Origin of the sequence: Helicobacter sp. MIT 00-7814 (assembly GCF_003364115.1) — a bacterium.
Lineage (GTDB): Bacteria > Campylobacterota > Campylobacteria > Campylobacterales > Helicobacteraceae > Helicobacter_F.
This window is the reverse complement of sequence record NZ_NXLL01000002.1, coordinates 1-16,386: the sequence shown is the minus strand read 5'-3', so window position 1 is coordinate 16,386 and position 16,386 is coordinate 1. Positions and strand designations below refer to the sequence as shown.

The following is a 16,386-nucleotide window of genomic DNA, read 5'->3' as shown; positions in this document are numbered from 1 at the left end:
CTTATGCTGGCTGTGTGTTGGCATGCAAACCAAATTTGGTATCTAATGCCACTAAACGACTAAATGTGCGTTCAACTTCGATCTCGTCCATAACAATAACCCCCTGAGTTTGATCTACATCTGGGACAAAAGCACAAGAAATTTGGTATCTCCTATCTAAGTTTTTCAAAAAACACTCCGCTGGTCTTAAGTTTGAAAGAGACTTTGTTGTTACAAGGGACTGAATGTTTGCTGAAAAGTTAATCCTTGCTTCTCCGTTGCCATGCACAATATTTGTACTTGTAACAGAAGTCTCACCAAACATATCTTTAATCGTATCTATAGAATCTGTATCATTCATTTTAAACACAAAATAAGTGTTAAGTGAATCTTGGGATACCTTGGCAATAGTTTTACCCAATTTAGATTCCAAGTCCGCAATAGACTGGGTGTATATATTAAGAGTAAAGCCAAGTCCAGCCAATTTGTTAAGCACAGATTCTATTCCTGGATATAAAGAACTCTCTCCTTCATCTAAATGAGCATAAAGTCTGCGATGATTAAGTTTTCGCCCAGTAACTGAGACAACACCATACGCAGATTCAATCATTTTCATAAAGATTTTATTCACGGTTTCAGCAACTTTTTTAAATTTCAATGGAGATGGGTGTATAAGCATCGCAAATCCTCTTTTTGGGTCAGAAAGCCTCGCCAATAAAGGATTTATTCTCACAGTGCAAAACATAGCTCCCAATAATCCATTTGCAACATCAGAAATAAAGTTCGTTAAAGAAAGCGCAACTTTAGCGTGGTGTTCTTTTGGTATCTCCATTAGCTTTTCAAACAAGGATAAGACTTCATCTTTCATAACAATAAGTCTTGGCTCATCAACAACAACAGAAGTTATTGTGCTTTGCAAATCTTCCATTCTCCCCCAAGACAAATAATGCAAAATGTCTTTAAATGTTACGAATGTCCTGTTGAAAGCATTTTTGTTATCTAACTCTGTGTATGTCATATCCGAAAATATTCTTTCAGCAACATCAGGGTTAGCCAAGTTGTTTTCTATGTCAAAATTCAAAAGTTCTTTGCCACGGAGTTTCTTAATGCGCAAATACTTCTCTTGCTCTTTTTTCTCTAAGGCAGCAACGCTAGCTCCTGTTGGATCCATAGCTGTTTCTAAAAAACGCAATGAGTAAAGAAGCGTTTTTAAAATAGCAAAGGCATAACCAGAATAAAAGGCTGCATCTCCTTGTGCATTTGGGTAAAGGATAGTCGAAAGCAAGGAGGCAATATCATCATCGCCCAATCCATAAATTGGGTTGAAGTATTCTGTTGCATTCGGATACACAGGGTTAATGTAAATCAGCTCATCTAATCTATCAGATTCCCTTAGGAATAACACAAGCTGGTTGAGTATTTCGTGGTCTATGCCTCCCTTTGGGTCATTGATAATTACATTGTCCCCATGCAGAAGGTTTTGTCGGATAATGTTCAACATCATTTTGGTTTTACCCATACGGGTAGTGCCATAAATAATGGAGTGGTTAATCCAATCTTCCCACGGCAGAATTATAGCTTTTTTATCAAAAGTTTCCAAATTGACTCCAACACCCAAATAGACACCGCGTTTTATATTTTTTAGTATGTATTTTGTTTCGACATCATACTGCTTGCGCTCGAGAGCATTGAGCTTTGAGGACATTTTTTTAATTTGAAATTTAAACACACTTCCTTTGTGTTTCATTTCCTTAAACTCTTTTCTTGCGCGTTTCAGTTCTTTGTCATTATTGATTATCTTATCTTCCAGAGATGAAAAAAACATTATTCTGCCTCCTCCAAAATAAGGTTATCAATCATCGTTGTCGGAACATTGATGTAGTGTCCTTGGTAAAATTCAAATCCCAATCGTTGTGCTACTTCAAAAAGCTCCTCATTTTCTACATGCACTGCTGCAACCTTAAATCCAAGGGCTTTGGCTATAATAGGGAATACTTCTAATTCTTTAATCTTTTCCTCATTGTTTTGGATAGCAAGAATAAGCTCGCCATCAATCTTTATAAGTTCTGGAGAAATTTCTTTGATAAAACCAAGAGAAAAATTTTCCAAAGTTAGATGATCTATAGTTATCATAAAACCATACTCTTTTGCTTTTTTACAAAATTCCATTGTTTTTTTCCTCGTACCTTTTTCACTAAGCACGCCTGCTGGAATCTCTAAAAAGATATACGGAGCAAAGTTGTCAGCAATGTCTTTCAACATATCGCAATACTGCAAGGATATGTCTTCCATAGAAATATTGAAGGAAAACATAGTTTCTCTGGGTCGATAAAATTCAACAGCTTTTTCTATAAATTTTTTATTTAGCAAAGGCATAAGATCTTGTTCTCTTGCTACTTCTCCGAAATCTTTAAGTGTATAGAGTTCTTTTGTTGCTTCGTCTTGAATACATAAATATGTCTCATAAAACACTGGATCTTTGTTTTCATCAAGGACAAGCTGTGATTGCGGGATAATGAGATCTTTGTTTATAGCTGTCCTGATTTTTTCCACCCAATATTTGGTCGTATAGCTTCTATCGCCTTCTTTTAGGCGTTGCAATATTTCCTTGATTTCAAGCCCTTCTTTTGTATATCCGAGCATTCTTGTGGATTCTTGTGGTGTTAAGCCATACTCTTTTTGGAATGCCCTTTTCATATTTTTCTCTTCAGGGTTTGTTGTAAACATTGCAGCTTCTTGTGGTGTTGCCTTTAAGAGTAAAACTTCAGAGAGTTTATCTGCATAAATGTAGAGAAGTTCAGAATATTGCGGTGCGCGATTTTTAACCGAAGCCATTTGCCTTTTTGTAAATTCACTATAACCATAAAAAAGCCCATCTTTTGCAAAGTTTTTCTCAACTTTTGCAGTATTAAGCTCAAGGATAAATTTATGTGTGGTATTGCTCCATATAGCCTTTGAATTGGAATTTGCTAAAAAGTCCTCTGGGTTTTGAGTGATAATTGTAAGAGAGCCATTATATTTTCTAATCCTTCTTGCAAAGTCATCAAGATATTTAGCAAACATAGTGCTACCCAAAATTGGCGCAGCTTCATCTATAACAACGCTTTTTCTTTTGCCTTCTGTAAAATACATCTCTTGAGCCGCTCGTTCAAGCATGGACATAAACACAATATAATACAAAACGCCTTTTTGGGTTAGTTCCTCAAGCTCAACAACAAAGAAATCATTTTTCACATTGATATTGTATGCACCATTGTAGTACGAATAGAATTTACCACCCTCGGCAATATAAGGCTCTAGGGCAATCACCATGTCTTGTAAAAGAAGAACAATATCATTATGCCTTCGCACTTCTGCTTCACGCATAAAATTTTTTAGAGCTTCGCCTACATCACGCATTCCAGCTTCTCTTTTTCTCCTAAAAAAGGCTACCCTGATTGCCGACTCCAAAAGAGAAGCTATCTGTGCTGTTCGCTCTGTGTTGTCCATATTGTTTTTAATGCTTAAATCCACGCCACACATTGCGCCAACAATGATAAGAATAGAAGAAAAAGAATCCTCGTGGATACTCTCAACCATACCATCTTTTGTTAGTTCCATTAGCGGGAATGTTTCATATCCTACCGTAATGCTTTCTCCTTGAAAGCTATCGGCTGGAGTTTTTGTTGTAACGATATTTGTAAAGAAATTAAGACATTTTTTGTTTGGCGTTCCATCTGGGTTTGTATCAGCAAAATGTGTAAATTCCCCGCCTATCTCATTGCAAAGAGGCAAATAACTGCGCCCTATATCAAAGATAATGCTTCTTACGCCAGCTTGTGCATTTGAAGCTTGAATAGAGTTTGAAAGGAATGATTTACCTGTTCCAGATGGTCCGATAATACAAGCATTGTAGTTTGAATCGCTACGCCACAAATCTAATCCTACAACCTGCCCACTCCTAGAGAAAAATCTTAGTATAGGCGAACCAATTCCCTTAAAGCTACCAATTAGCGGAACGATTGCTGATATATTGCTAGAAAACATGAGGTTGTATCTATTAAGCCAGCGTTTGGTTTCATTATCAAACTGGAAAGGCAAACTCCATAGCAATATTTGAAGAGCAATAATTCCAAAATCCTCTTCACCTATATCCCAGCCTCCAAAATCTATACCACTAAATTTAGTTTTAATCCTACCAATGGCTTGATCTAACTTTTCCTCGCTATTTTCAAAAATAGTAAGAGAGTACATGCCCTCATAAATGGATTCGTTATCCTCTTCGATATATTGAATTATTTCTTTTGATTCATCGATAGTTTTTTGTGTTTTTGGGAACATTGTTGCTGTGCCTGCTGGCATTTTAGCTTCATTTTTTACATTTGCGCGAGCGCGCTTTAGTATCCTTTCTTTCAATTTTTCTGGATTCTCCATGTGTATTGTAAGTGAAGTTAAAAATCTACAAGGCAAAGGGTTTTGATATTCACCATCTATTGGAAAAAAGGCATCTTGCACATTAATAGGGAAAGTATGCACAGGATATTTATTTGTTGTCAAAACCTTAGCGTAGGTTTTTTTGCCTATTTCTATAAGGCTATTATTTGCATTAATTCTTATATGCGCACCTTTTGCCAGCTGCGTATTCATTCTTTGATGAATATCGTAATCTGATAGCGAAGAATCCTCTTTTAAAATTTCACCATAAATTGAAGCCACAAGCTTGGGGCTTAATGCTTCTGGATTTAAATCTGTTAATATCCCTTCAATTTGCTTGTAGGCAGTTTTAATGGTAGGAATAGAGGTGTCTTTTGGAAATATAAAAATAACCATAGAAATAAGATTTCTTGCCCTAAAATCAGCACCATTACTAAGCATTGTGTCATTAGCCCATTTTTTGAGCTTCTGAATACGATCATCTCTCATTGTTTTAAGGCTAGAGATACTAGAGACATTTGTATCACATTGACATGATGTTTCAATGCCATCAAGATATTCAGAAATATCATTAGAGGCGTAAGTCATAATTTGAACAGCAGTATCTTTTACTGTGATTGTTTTAAGTGTTGATTTAACAAGATTAATCACATTTTCCGTAACAAAAGGTGGTGGTGTTATTTTAAATCCAATAGCCCTTCGCCCTGTGGAGAGATTGTATATTCCATAACCTTCTGCTTTGTGTTCGTAAGAATGTAACAAAAGCATTCTTGAGATACTACTTGTGTCATTAAGGGCTTTAATAACGCTTTTTGTAAGTCCTAGTTGTTTTTGTTCCCATTCAAAAGGCACGAGCCATTCCCATATCCTTCTGAGTATGGGCATAACTTTTTGCAGTCTTTTTGGTTTTCTAATGTAGAAAAAGAATAAGACAATAACTGCGATAATACTTAAAATAACCATTTATTTTCCCTACTTCATCTCAGATTCTGGAATCGAGCATCCGCAATTTTCAAACTTCTTTTCTAGCTCATAGAGCCTTCTCTCCAGAAGCTCCAATGCAGCTGAAGATGCCTTATTGTTTTGATTAAGTATCTCCTCCTTAGTCTTAGCTTGCTCTTTTCTGAGTTTTGCAACATCACCAAGCATAAGGTTTTTAAAATCAGTAAATTCTTTTTGCGTTGTGTAGGTTTTTAATAAAACATCATCACTTTTATTGGTATTAAGCGTTTTATTTTCTGGATCAAGCTCTAGTATTGCAGCCTGTATTTTGGATAATTCATCGCCTAATTTATTCATGTCCTCTTTAAGCAATGCCTGAGCAGCACTTTGAGCTTCATTTAAGTCATAGTTGTCTTTGTTCATGTCTGAGATTGATTTTATGCGTTGCTCTATGATAAGAAGCTTGTCCTCGGCTTGCTTTTTATGGGTTAGCAGAATTTGAATTACCTCCTTTATGTCTGACATATTGGCGATGTTTTGTGGAGAAGCCTGCAAACTTCCTGCGAGTAGCGATAGCATTAAACTAGTGATAATGGCTTTTTTCATATATTACTCCTTACTTTTTCTTTTTAGCTTTCTCTTCATCAGCTTTGTTTTTTGCTTCTATCCTGTCCATAATCTTTTCTGTAGGTACAGAGCGTGTATCATTGACATATTGTTGAATATTGGCATCGTTGCTAAGATCACTTCTATCAATTTCATTTGGCGAAAGGCTAAATGGCAAAGAGCTTGTTTGTGTAGGGATACTCTTACCGCTAGCAGGAACACTCGGGACAGCAGATCCTGGTATAAAATCTGGTCTTTCAAGCCAAACATAAATATCATGTCCAGCCACTAAAACACCATGCTGGTCTTTGTATGGTGCAACCCAAAGTTTAGCGACAACACCAAAATCAATCACAGTTCTAGCATCATTGTTTCTGCTGCCGATTATAGGCTTGTAGCGAGAGACATAGTCTTGTTGATTAACAATAATAACTTCTTTCTTTGATGAGCAGGCACTTAAACCTAACAACAAGAGAACAGCTAAAATTATTTGTTTTTGCATGCAATACCTTTATAAGCTCTATCTATACTTCCTGAGCGATCAGCAAATATGTCATACGCGCTCCCACAAACACCAGCTTCCTTATAGTTACAGCCTTCTGATTCGCAGAAACTTTTGCTTCTACCTATTGAACACCCACTTAATGCAATAGCCAACAAAATAGTTGCTAAAACAGCTTTATTCCATAAACGCATTTTTATCCTCCTGATAAGTGTATTTTTCGTCCCCAAGTCCTATGTCATCGCTATTGAATTCATTTCCAAGTCCTTGGTCCTTGTATGGGATAAGGGTAATTTTCTCTCCACCCTGAAACAGCACAGCCACCTCTCTGCCAGCTTTAAAGTTGATGACAGGTACTTGTGCTTGTATCATTCTTTCATAGATTTGAGTTATCTTTCCAAGCGTGCTGTTTGCTGCATTTGAGCTACCTGTCCCAAATGCAGCATTGAAGTTTGAATATCCAGTAGCTGATCCAGTTGGAATAACCACATTTGTTGCACTTCTGGTTACATAATCAAGTGCTGTTTGTATTGCTGCTAAAGGAAGGGCAGATCTAATAATGCGCCCTTCTTGCGTAATTAGCCCGCCAGAAACCCCAAGCTGTCCATTTTCATCAGTTACCCAACCCTTAACTTGTCCTTCTGCAAGGAATTTATCACCCTCTAGGTTTGTGAATATACAGCTAATTTTCTCAAGCCTAATTTGCGCTCTTTCTGTTGTCATGCTGCCAATTGCACTACCTAAAAGCAAACAATCTTTGAGGTTACTATACTCGCCATTAGCTATGCTTACTTTGCTAAGTAAAGATATAGCAACTGGAGCTTCCTCTTGTCTCCCAAAACCAAGAATACTAGCATCAGCACCATTAAGAATGATTCCCTTGCTTATGCCAAGCAAGATATTAAAGGTAACCTCTTTTTCATCAATTGGTCTATCATCACCGCTTGTATCAGGTTCCTTGTTGTCGACGGTAAGCTTTATTTTGCGAGTAACACGCCCGCTAGCTTGCAGTTGTATTGCATCTCCATCTGATGACACACCAAGCGTAACAGGTTCATTGTTTTCATCTGAAGTTGGGAATCCTACTTTATTTTCATTTTGAGCTGTATTTGTGTTTTCTCCCTGTTGGGGTTGAGTGTTTGTTGGAGGCACATTAGGAGTTGCTGCAAGTTTATTTTCTAGCTCTTTTATTTGGTTTTTAAGCTCATCACTACCCTGTTCAGCATACTTGATGATTTCCTCTTTGATAGCATCTATAATATTTTTCTGTCCCTTAACTTCTTTGTCTATCGTATTTATCTTTTCATTTGTAGATTTTTCTATGTTTTCAATGCTTTTATTAAGGTTTGCAATGGCACTTTTGTTTTCCCTAAATCCCTCAATTAAAACATCAGATAAATCTTGAAGGCTGCTTTTAATATCATCTATAGCTAATCCTTGTTTTGTGAAATTCTGCTTAGATTGCGTTTCTATGTCATTCATTCGCTGTTCAGCTCCTGCTTGCCAAATCGCAAAGTTATCAGTTTGTATATCAACGCTTTTTCTCTCTTCTTTAGCAGCATATTCTCTTTGGCTGTCTTTGTAGCTATTAAATGCACTAATTAACACTAGGATTATAAAGATTACAATAGCTGCAACAACGAAGATAATGATTTTTTTGTTTCTAGATTCCTTAAAGCTTTGCCTAATCTTATCTCTAGAATCCATATCATCTAAGGCAGAACCTGTTTTGGTTTTTAACCCGTCCATGATTGCTGAAAAAATGTTTTGCTTTTTCTTTTTGTCCATTTTTATTCCTCTACAAGTATAATAGCTTTAGATATTTCTGACATTTCATTGCCCACCAAATATTGCTCTGGAATATCCACATATTTTTTGGCTCTAGTAATTGCGACATACAACAAATTTAACTCCTCTTTAGGAACCTTGATAGGGAGTGGAAAATTTGGCTTTTCCATTGCTTCTTTATAACGCTCTTTAATGCTGTAAAAATCATCTTCTATTCTTACATAATCCCACTCAAGCCCTTTGCTTTTATGGGCAGAAGTAATAATAAAATCAGCTTCGGAAACAGAATATTGTTTTATTCCCTTGATGGTTTTAAAAAGGTTACATACCTTGCAATATTTATAAAAGATCATCAATCGAGTTTTTGCTTCGACATCATTAGATTCTTTGATATGCAGCGCGAGTTCTTTGTGATCCATAAAATTGGCATAAAACTTGTTCTTTATGAACCGTCTATACTCTAAATTTTTGGAATGTAACAGCGCAATATCTAAAATATCGTTAAAGTTGTAGCCTTCTGTGCCACCAACAAAATGGAATTTAATGTGTGAATTGGAAACAACATAATCAAACACTCTCGCGTTTGTTCTGCATATTATACATTCTTTGTGAGCCTTTTGCAACACATTCTTATCAAATAAGATCTCTTTCCCAACTAAAGGTTTTTGCGCTTTAAGTAAAAATAAATAAGGGTTTGCATCTTTAACTATATAGGAGGGGCATCTAAAGGTTTGCGTTAGGAAAAATATTTCTGAGGCTGGGTTATCTTTTAGCAGCTCAAGGGCGTTGATACAATTTCTGAAGCCATATATTTTTTGATAGGTATCCCCAATAAATACCCTGATAGCAGTTTGTTTATAAACAATATCATACATAACTGGATTTAGATCTTGAGCTTCATCAACAAGGATATATTCAAACTCAGATAAATCTGGGCGAGACAATTGATAAAGTTTAAGATAAAAATCATGCTCAAATGGCATATCCTCATTCGTGAGAATATCTGCCCATAATTTAGGTAAATAATCTGCAATTTTTCTTTCTTCATCATTGCACTGCTTTAGCACCTCTTCTATGGTATATTCCGAGTTAATAAACTTTTTTAACAGCTTTAATAATAGATTCCCAAAGAAGTATGGGTATTTTGTGTTTAGGAAGTATTTATGAGTATCTACAGCGGTTAGACTAGCTTTGCCTATTCGTTTTTTATAAGCTTTAATTTCATCGCCCAACTTAGAATAAGCCAAGGAATGGATAGTGGTGCAAAAAACATTTTTAAGTCCAGAGAATTTTTTCCTAGCTTCTTTAGCCATAGAGGAGTTGTATGCTAGGTAAAGCATTTTCTTGTCTTTTCTAGCCTTGCAGTATTCAACAAGTGTTGAAGTTTTGCCTGTTCCAGCATAAGCATTCACAAGGACAATTCTACTTTTACTCTCTACTATTTCTCTTTGTTCTTGTGTTAATTCCAAGAAAAAACTCCTCTTATTTTCCTCTAAATTATCGTGCTTTTTTTGAGGGGTGCAAAAAAAATCGCTGTAACGCCCTAGCATAGGTTGAAAGATAGCCCTTGTTTGAAACACTTCATTTTCAAAAAGTGCAAAATAAGGGACAGCAAATATCCTCTGTAGTCCCCTAAAGTAGGCAAATATTGCAAAAAAATTGTAATATTACAATTTTTGCGTATTTTAGGGCTTTTCAGGGGGTATCAATTTTCTTATTTAAAAGGGAAGTGGTAGCTCATCTACTGGTTCTGTATTACCTTGTTGAGTAACATTTTCCTGTGTATTTTTATCACTAGCAAATATATTATCCTCTACAACATACGAATCGTCTTGTTGTGGGGTTGATATAGTATTTGTTTCTGGTGTATATTCCCTCTGTGCTTGGGGTTGCAATTGAGGCTGTTGTGATGTCATAGGCTGCTGTGGCGCATACTGCTGAACTTGCTCCTCGTGCTTTGTGGGGGCATAATTGCTAGATGGGTAAGTAGTGCCAGTTATCACCGACAAAGCTTTCTCATACTGAGAAACCTGTTTTCTTGCGTCCTCCTCGATTGTTTTTAGCAATTCACTATGCAAGCTCGGATTTTCTGTTACAATAGAACCTGTACTGATTTGATTTCTAGCATCTGCCACGCTTCTTTTGATAGATGCTAATTTTCTTTGAAGCAAAACAGCCGCATCATTTTCGCTCAAAATCAACTTGTATGCACCTAATTTAGCCTCAAGCTCTTTGATTTTATCTAGCTCTGCTTTCTGGGCTTCCTGTACAACTTCTTGCGGTGGAGTTAAAGCTGCTTCTTGGATCTGTTCTGTATTAACACTGCTTGCTTTCCCAAAAAAGATTCCCACGATAAAGCCTAAAAGCACAAAGAGATACACTTTGTATTTTTTTAACCCACCTTCTACATTTGTTGTGTTTTTTGATTTGAAAAAACTACCAAATTGCTTGTTCTTGAACTTTTCTCTTGCTTGCTTGATTTTTCCATAATCAATATTTTCCAAGTTATTTTCCTGCTGATTCATCATATTCTCCTTTTTTGACAGATTGTTTTTTGTTTTCCATTGATTTTAGAATCTTTATCTTTTCTCGCAAATCCATTCGCTGGGAATAAGCCATTAAAAGAAGGGATAGTAAAATCAATGGTGTAACCCAAAATATCTTTGTTCCAAGATCATTATTTGCAAAATCTGCAAAACTTAAAACATCAACATTATGAGCAAAGCCCCAGTAAATCATATAAAATACGCCAATGTAAAAAATAAGCTCAAGACAATAAGCTATATTTTTTGCAAGCAAGAGTCCTTTACCTATCTTTATTTTTAGCTCCTCGCAGGATAGCTCTTGCCTCTTTCTTAGTTTAGCTAGAAAGTCTGGGTATTTTCGAGGAGCCATTATAGTGCAAATAGCCTCTTTAAATCCAATGCTATTTTTACCAGAAGGCTTAATGTGCTTGTTTTCTTTATATTTTTGCACAAAAGAGCTTTCTGAGATTGGAACATCGGTAAGTATGGTCCTATCCCTATAATATTTTCTTTGGATTTTTCCATTGACAATATAAAAGATAGGGTAAAGCCATACAGCAATAAGGACAATGCCCATATTTTGATAGTAATTGCCCGCAAAGTAAAGAGCAGTTGCATTGATAACAACTAAATTACAAATACGGATTAAAGCATTATTAAGCCTATAAAAAAAGGCAGCAAAAAACCCTTTCATAAAAAATCCTTTATTGTAGGTGATACGAAGTGGGTGTGAAAATTATATATCTTTACTTTCTTGTTGTCAATGAAAAACATATTTACTTTCCCAAACTATAATAACCCCATAATTTTATTTTCATTTCATCATTTGATGATTTGCACGGTCTCACAAATATTTCTTTTTGAGAACCCTATAGCCTAGAGCTATAAAAGCAAGCCACCTTGCAGACAAGCAGATTACCTTCTGTTCTCTTTAATTAGAGAGATTTTACTTTCTCAAGTAAAGTTTTGTTATTAGGGCGTAGGATAACCTACATCGCAAGTTTAAAACGATTTAGATTTCTTTTCTAAATCAAAGGAAACTCTTTTAGAGTTTGAAAAGAGCCTAGCTCTTCTACAGGATAACTATGTCCGAAAAAATACATTAACACCCAGCAACTTAACTCAGAATTTAGTGCATTCCTCAGAGGGAAAAAGATTACTTATTTCCTCTAGGGAATTAAGTGTTTTCTTTCTCAGGAGTTCATTAGACTTCATAAAAAAACAAAAAAGGAGACACTATGTCTAAAATCGTTAAGAGAGATGCCGCAATACAAGCTAACTTTAGGAGAGAAATCTCTTTGCAAACACGAATTGTTCGTGATAGGAGCAAGTATTGTCGCAAGGAAAAGCATAAAAACAAACTTTATGCGTAATCAGCACAAGGTGGCTTATTAAAAGCCTGTAACTTTGCCCTAAAGGGAGATAATCTTATTTCCCTTAGAGGGTAATAGTGATATATCTTTCTTTTTTGTGGCTCACAGTCAATAGAAGGATAAATCAATGTTACAAACAAACTTTGTAAATGTAAGCACTATTACAATGCTTGCGATAGAGAAAGTGGCTAAAGCTCTCACTAAAAAAGAGCTAAAAGCAAAAGGTGGAAATGAGATTGTTGTTAAGAATCTGATTTCTAAACAAGTTGGCGATGGTTTAAAACTATCAGCGCATTTTGAAGAGAGAGTTGTTCAAAGATTCTCTGCAGATGAAAGTGAATTGCTTGCTGGCGCGATTTCTCGTGCTATCAGACAAACAAAACCCCTTGAACTTGGCACACATCACTTACCAAAATCACAAAAATTTATCGATGAGAGCGGCATTGTAATAGTGCTTGAGCGAATTGGTAGATTTGGTGCAGTTCTTGTAACAAGCTATATGCTTGGAAAAGAAAATTTATTGAGCGATATAGAGCTGAGAGAACTTAAATTAAGGGGGATTTTGTAATGATGTTTTTTACCATCGTAGGAATGATTACCGTGGCGTATTTGGTGCTTTCTTTATTGTTAGTTTATAGAACCATCAAAAAAAATGGTTTTAAAAACTTCAAAGAAGAAATGTATCCATTGCTTTTTGTGAGATTAGTGCTAACTATGCCTATTTTATGGCTAGATGAAGCATTGGTCGCATTCTTGAAGAAAAGAGAGCAAGATAAGGAATAATATTTCTTTGCTTGTTGTCTTTGTTAAAATATTCCAACAAGGGATTTGTTTTGCTTATCCCTTGTGGAAAAAACAATCCTTTTATGGAGTTTTTTAACTCTTAGATTTCTAGCCCTGCGTTGGAGTAGATTATTTTTTACTCCAAATGGGAGGTAAAGTATCTATTCTTGTTTTTGCGAATTTTTCGCTACTGCATAAAAAGGATACAATATGACAAGAGAAGAAATACACGAAAATGCGACAGCAATATGCCTATCAAATGAGGAGATAGATAGACTTCCACCGCTTGATAAAAAAGCGTATCTTATTGTTGAGTATATGGAGCTTATGCCATATAAAATCAATAGAGGTGGAAAAGATTTTATTTTCCTCTACGATCAACAAACTGGCTATGTTCGCGATGGTGGCAATGAAGATTTAAAAGACTATTCAGTTTTTGCAATCAAAGATCTCACCCAGCTCATTAGCTATAGTTTTTTTGATGATTATGGATTTGATATGGACAAGGTGCTTGATGATAAAATTTTGACATACGAAGAATGCTTGCTTGATTATGAAGACGATGAGGAAGAAGAGGTCAATCATACACCATCTTTGGTTATGAATGCTTCTGGCAAACTCATTGATCCATTTAATCTCAAAGAAAGCGATTTTGATGTCAATGTTATCGCTCAAACTTTAAGTAGGATCTGCAGATTCTGGGGACAAACAAGTCGTTTTTATAGTGTTGCACAACACTGCCTTGTTATGGTTGAAATCTTTGATGGACAACCAGAACTTCAAAAATGGGCTTTGTTGCACGAAGTGTATGAAGGCTTAACAGGTATGGATATTCCAAGTCCTATTAAACATTCTCCACACATGCAAAACTATAGATTAGCCGAAGAAAAAGCCCTAGAACAAATGGCAAAGATTTTTGGCTTAACTCCACCTATGCCAGAGGCAATAAAAACTGCAGATAAAAGACTAATGGTTACAGAAGCTTTAGAGCTAATGAATACAACCAATTACGATTGGACTGCAATCCAAAAGCCTTATGGTAAAAAAATCAGAAAGCTTATTAAAGAAGAATCTCGTGATAATGACATGAGCCTAGTTGAACTACGCTTTTTGCGTAAGTTTAACGAACTCTTTAATTAGCTTCTCAAAAAATTCCTAGAGGGAATATTTAGCTCCCTCTTGGAAGCAATATTCTCTTTGTGGAGTTTTTTAACTCTAAGGATTTCAGCCCGCGTTGGGAACACTAACTTCCCGCAAGGGTTGTTTTGTTCTAGGATTAAATATGCTATACTACAAGGAGAATAAAATGAAAGGAGTTGCAATGCAACAAACTAATTCTTTGAATGTCGCAGCAGAAAAAGTTATCCATGACTTTCTAAAAAGATTCACAGATAACAAACACTTTGCTACAGACAAAGAAAAAGAGGAGTTTATTGAAGAAACCATAAAGGTTGTAAATATTGTGGTTGATGACACAAAATCTTCTAACAATATTCGCGTTAATGAACTCAAACAAGAAATAGTTGATGAGCTTAGAAATGAGCTTGCTACAAAGGCTGATATGAAAGCTGAATTTGCCAAAATGAGGCAAGAAATAGCTGAGTCAAAAACTGACATTATCAAGTGGCTGTCTGCTTTCCAAATCACCGTAGTTAGTGTAGCTGTAGCAATCATCAAACTTTTCTAAAGGGTTTAACTCTTTAGAGCTTATTAACTTCTTACCGCCACTAGTTGGGGAATATTTTAGAATTTCCCCAACAGGGGGTGTATTCTACCTATTCTCCTAGGATTTAGTTTTTTAAAGTCCATTAAGGAGGACAACATGAACCAAGTTCTAATCAATCAAGACAAACTTAATGATAGTGCTATGGCATTTATGGAGATGTTTAGCGATCTAGCTCAATATCACTTTTTTATCGACAAAGAGTTGGTAAAAGTCGCTATGCGTGAAGCACTCTATAGAGGCATAGCAAAACAAGAAAGTTTAGCTGATGACTTATATCGCATTGTGTTTGAAGATGGCTTTAAATCCATGTATGAAGCAGAATTGCCTAGTGATGATCTCTCTGAACTTGCAGACGATTTTAATCAAAATCTTGTTTGGTATGTTAGGAGCGAAAGCTTAAATCACTTCCAAATATGCTTTGTAGAATTTTTTAGCTTGGCTTATGGACTTAGTTACAAAAATGCTGAGATTTATAGCTACACAAGTGATGATATTGTAGTCGTAACAGACTTAGATTGTGAGGAGTATCTTTATGAATACATAGAGAACAGAGTAGCTCAAGATGTAAAAGAAGGGAGACACCATAACTATAATCGCGCCACTATTGCGATTTTAAAAGATATGGGTATAGATCCTTTCAATTCATAACAGCCTAAAATGTTGAAGGAGTGGAAATGAAAGCAACGAGAGAAGCTATGGCAACCGCTTTAACATCTTTGGGGTATAGCATTACGCGTACTTGGCACTTTGCAATTCGCGAAGAACGAACACCTAGTGCTTATATCAACCAAGATGGCTCTATTCACGACTTTGGTAGCGACTTTCATGGCGACTTGGTTACTTTTTTACAAGAGTTTCATAACTTTTGTAATGTTGGGGAAGCTATCAATGAAGCTAAGAGGTTGTTGAATAAGCCTATAGAAATTGATTTTTCAAACTTCGAAAGAAGGGAGAAAAAGACAAAAAGCGGTTTTATTGGTGAAAAATGGTTGGTTCAATACAAAGAGCATAGGCAAAAAAACTTCAAAGCGTATTCAGAACTTCTTAAGGGCTTAATGCCTTCTGTTGCTTCTGCTCAAAAACGCAAAGAAATTGCCTTGAAGTTTGATATTGGCTTTAATCCAGCTAGCGCTTACAATGGGAAAGAGTTTCCAGCAAGATTAATTATGCCCATACGCAATGCGGAAGGTAAAATTATCACACTTTGGAAATACAATCCTTTTTTAAAGAGTAATGACAAATTGCGTTATACGCAAGATCGTCCTAGAAGCTCTTTTAATCTTTGCGATCTCAAAAACTTCATAAATGAGCCTGAAAAACTTGTTTTTGTTTGTGAGGGAGAAAAAGATGTAATCAATGCAACAGGGAATGGCTTAAGAGCTATAACACCTGGTAGCGCAACTTCACTATTTAAAGATGATGAGCTTCCTTATTTTAGGGGCTTGAGAGTGGTTATTGTTGGAGACAATGATGAAGCTGGAAAATCTTTTAATAGTGCTTTACTGGAGCAATTAAGCCCTCTTGCAAAAAGCGTTAGAGCAATAGAATGGAATACATTCTTGCGCAATAAAGGTTACAAGGGAACAATCAAGAAAGGTTTCGATCTTAGTGATTGGCTTACAATCGCACACAAAAAATAAGAAAAAAGCCTCCTAGAGGGAATATTTAGCTCCCTCTTGGAAGCAATATTCTCTTTGTGGAGTTTTTTAACTCTAAGGATTTCAGCCCGCGTTGGGAACACTAACTTCC

General features: G+C 35.9%; 15 protein-coding genes. 6 read left to right on the top strand and 9 right to left on the bottom strand.

From position 1 onward, the window contains the following. Position 1 precedes the first annotated feature (1 nt). The 9 genes from CQA49_RS00860 to CQA49_RS00820 form a co-directional block, all read right to left on the bottom strand. Positions 2-1,804, bottom strand: coding sequence for a type IV secretory system conjugative DNA transfer family protein (locus CQA49_RS00860; protein ID WP_115574081.1), 1,803 nt, complete (start codon positions 1,802-1,804; stop codon positions 2-4). After that, entirely contained in the window at positions 1,804-5,355 is a 3,552-nt protein-coding gene (locus CQA49_RS00855) for an EAL domain-containing protein (RefSeq protein WP_115574080.1), read from the bottom strand. Before CQA49_RS00855 ends, CQA49_RS00860 begins: the two co-directional genes overlap by 1 nt. Positions 5,356-5,364: 9 nt before the next feature. Next, a complete protein-coding gene (locus CQA49_RS00850) occupies positions 5,365-5,940 on the bottom strand; it encodes a hypothetical protein (protein WP_115574079.1) in 576 nt (191 codons plus the stop codon). 10 nt (positions 5,941-5,950) lie between these two features. After that, positions 5,951-6,442, bottom strand: a complete 492-nt coding sequence (locus tag CQA49_RS00845) for a hypothetical protein (protein WP_115574078.1) — start codon at positions 6,440-6,442, stop codon at positions 5,951-5,953. After that, a complete protein-coding gene (locus tag CQA49_RS00840) occupies positions 6,427-6,636 on the bottom strand; it encodes a hypothetical protein (RefSeq protein ID WP_115574077.1) in 210 nt (69 codons plus the stop codon). Before CQA49_RS00840 ends, CQA49_RS00845 begins: the two co-directional genes overlap by 16 nt. Continuing rightward, the gene (locus CQA49_RS00835; protein WP_115574076.1) at positions 6,620-8,230 is read right to left on the bottom strand and encodes a TraB/VirB10 family protein; all 1,611 of its coding nucleotides are present in this window, start codon (positions 8,228-8,230) and stop codon (positions 6,620-6,622) included. Before CQA49_RS00835 ends, CQA49_RS00840 begins: the two co-directional genes overlap by 17 nt. A gap of 2 nt (positions 8,231-8,232) precedes the next feature. After that, positions 8,233-9,780, bottom strand: a complete 1,548-nt coding sequence (locus CQA49_RS00830) for a UvrD-helicase domain-containing protein (RefSeq protein ID WP_115574075.1) — start codon at positions 9,778-9,780, stop codon at positions 8,233-8,235. A 168-nt stretch (positions 9,781-9,948) separates the two neighbouring features. Beyond that, positions 9,949-10,755, bottom strand: coding sequence for a hypothetical protein (locus tag CQA49_RS00825; protein WP_115574074.1), 807 nt, complete (start codon positions 10,753-10,755; stop codon positions 9,949-9,951). Beyond that, on the bottom strand, positions 10,736-11,449 hold the full coding sequence (locus CQA49_RS00820; protein WP_115574073.1) for a hypothetical protein: 714 nt from the start codon (positions 11,447-11,449) through the stop codon (positions 10,736-10,738). Before CQA49_RS00820 ends, CQA49_RS00825 begins: the two co-directional genes overlap by 20 nt. A gap of 806 nt (positions 11,450-12,255) precedes the next feature. Between CQA49_RS00820 and CQA49_RS00815 the strand changes: the two genes are divergently transcribed. The 6 genes from CQA49_RS00815 (at position 12,256) to CQA49_RS00790 (ending at position 16,277) form a co-directional block, all read left to right on the top strand. Continuing rightward, entirely contained in the window at positions 12,256-12,696 is a 441-nt protein-coding gene (locus tag CQA49_RS00815; RefSeq protein WP_258864135.1) for a hypothetical protein, read from the top strand. Next, positions 12,696-12,911 (top strand): hypothetical protein, encoded by a 216-nt coding sequence (locus CQA49_RS00810; RefSeq protein WP_115574072.1) that lies wholly within the window; start codon positions 12,696-12,698, stop codon positions 12,909-12,911. Before CQA49_RS00815 ends, CQA49_RS00810 begins: the two co-directional genes overlap by 1 nt. Before the next feature lie 210 nt (positions 12,912-13,121). After that, positions 13,122-14,051 carry an HD domain-containing protein gene (locus CQA49_RS10375; protein ID WP_258864134.1) on the top strand — a complete coding sequence of 310 codons (930 nt, stop codon included), beginning with the start codon at positions 13,122-13,124 and terminating at the stop codon, positions 14,049-14,051. Positions 14,052-14,217: 166 nt separating this feature from the next. Then, positions 14,218-14,598: a hypothetical protein gene (locus tag CQA49_RS00800; protein WP_115574071.1), complete on the top strand. Its 381-nt coding sequence runs from the start codon at positions 14,218-14,220 to the stop codon at positions 14,596-14,598. Positions 14,599-14,733: 135 nt separating this feature from the next. Beyond that, a complete protein-coding gene (locus CQA49_RS00795) occupies positions 14,734-15,285 on the top strand; it encodes a hypothetical protein (protein WP_115574070.1) in 552 nt (183 codons plus the stop codon). 26 nt (positions 15,286-15,311) lie between these two features. After that, positions 15,312-16,277, top strand: coding sequence for a hypothetical protein (locus tag CQA49_RS00790; RefSeq protein WP_115574069.1), 966 nt, complete (start codon positions 15,312-15,314; stop codon positions 16,275-16,277). Positions 16,278-16,386 lie beyond the last annotated feature (109 nt).

Excerpts from the sequence above, each read along its gene's own strand:
- CQA49_RS00860 (WP_115574081.1), bottom strand. The coding sequence starts at position 1,804 with ATGTTTTTTTCATCTCTGGAAGATAAGATAATCAATAATGACAAAGAA.
- CQA49_RS00855 (WP_115574080.1), bottom strand. The coding sequence starts at position 5,355 with ATGGTTATTTTAAGTATTATCGCAGTTATTGTCTTATTCTTTTTCTAC.
- CQA49_RS00850 (WP_115574079.1), bottom strand. The coding sequence starts at position 5,940 with ATGAAAAAAGCCATTATCACTAGTTTAATGCTATCGCTACTCGCAGGA.
- CQA49_RS00845 (WP_115574078.1), bottom strand. The coding sequence starts at position 6,442 with ATGCAAAAACAAATAATTTTAGCTGTTCTCTTGTTGTTAGGTTTAAGT.
- CQA49_RS00840 (WP_115574077.1), bottom strand. The coding sequence starts at position 6,636 with ATGCGTTTATGGAATAAAGCTGTTTTAGCAACTATTTTGTTGGCTATT.
- CQA49_RS00835 (WP_115574076.1), bottom strand. The coding sequence starts at position 8,230 with ATGGACAAAAAGAAAAAGCAAAACATTTTTTCAGCAATCATGGACGGG.
- CQA49_RS00830 (WP_115574075.1), bottom strand. The coding sequence starts at position 9,780 with ATGCTAGGGCGTTACAGCGATTTTTTTTGCACCCCTCAAAAAAAGCAC.
- CQA49_RS00825 (WP_115574074.1), bottom strand. The coding sequence starts at position 10,755 with ATGAATCAGCAGGAAAATAACTTGGAAAATATTGATTATGGAAAAATC.
- CQA49_RS00820 (WP_115574073.1), bottom strand. The coding sequence starts at position 11,449 with ATGAAAGGGTTTTTTGCTGCCTTTTTTTATAGGCTTAATAATGCTTTA.
- CQA49_RS00815 (WP_258864135.1), top strand. The coding sequence starts at position 12,256 with ATGTTACAAACAAACTTTGTAAATGTAAGCACTATTACAATGCTTGCG.
- CQA49_RS00810 (WP_115574072.1), top strand. The coding sequence starts at position 12,696 with ATGATGTTTTTTACCATCGTAGGAATGATTACCGTGGCGTATTTGGTG.
- CQA49_RS10375 (WP_258864134.1), top strand. The coding sequence starts at position 13,122 with ATGACAAGAGAAGAAATACACGAAAATGCGACAGCAATATGCCTATCA.
- CQA49_RS00800 (WP_115574071.1), top strand. The coding sequence starts at position 14,218 with ATGAAAGGAGTTGCAATGCAACAAACTAATTCTTTGAATGTCGCAGCA.
- CQA49_RS00795 (WP_115574070.1), top strand. The coding sequence starts at position 14,734 with ATGAACCAAGTTCTAATCAATCAAGACAAACTTAATGATAGTGCTATG.
- CQA49_RS00790 (WP_115574069.1), top strand. The coding sequence starts at position 15,312 with ATGAAAGCAACGAGAGAAGCTATGGCAACCGCTTTAACATCTTTGGGG.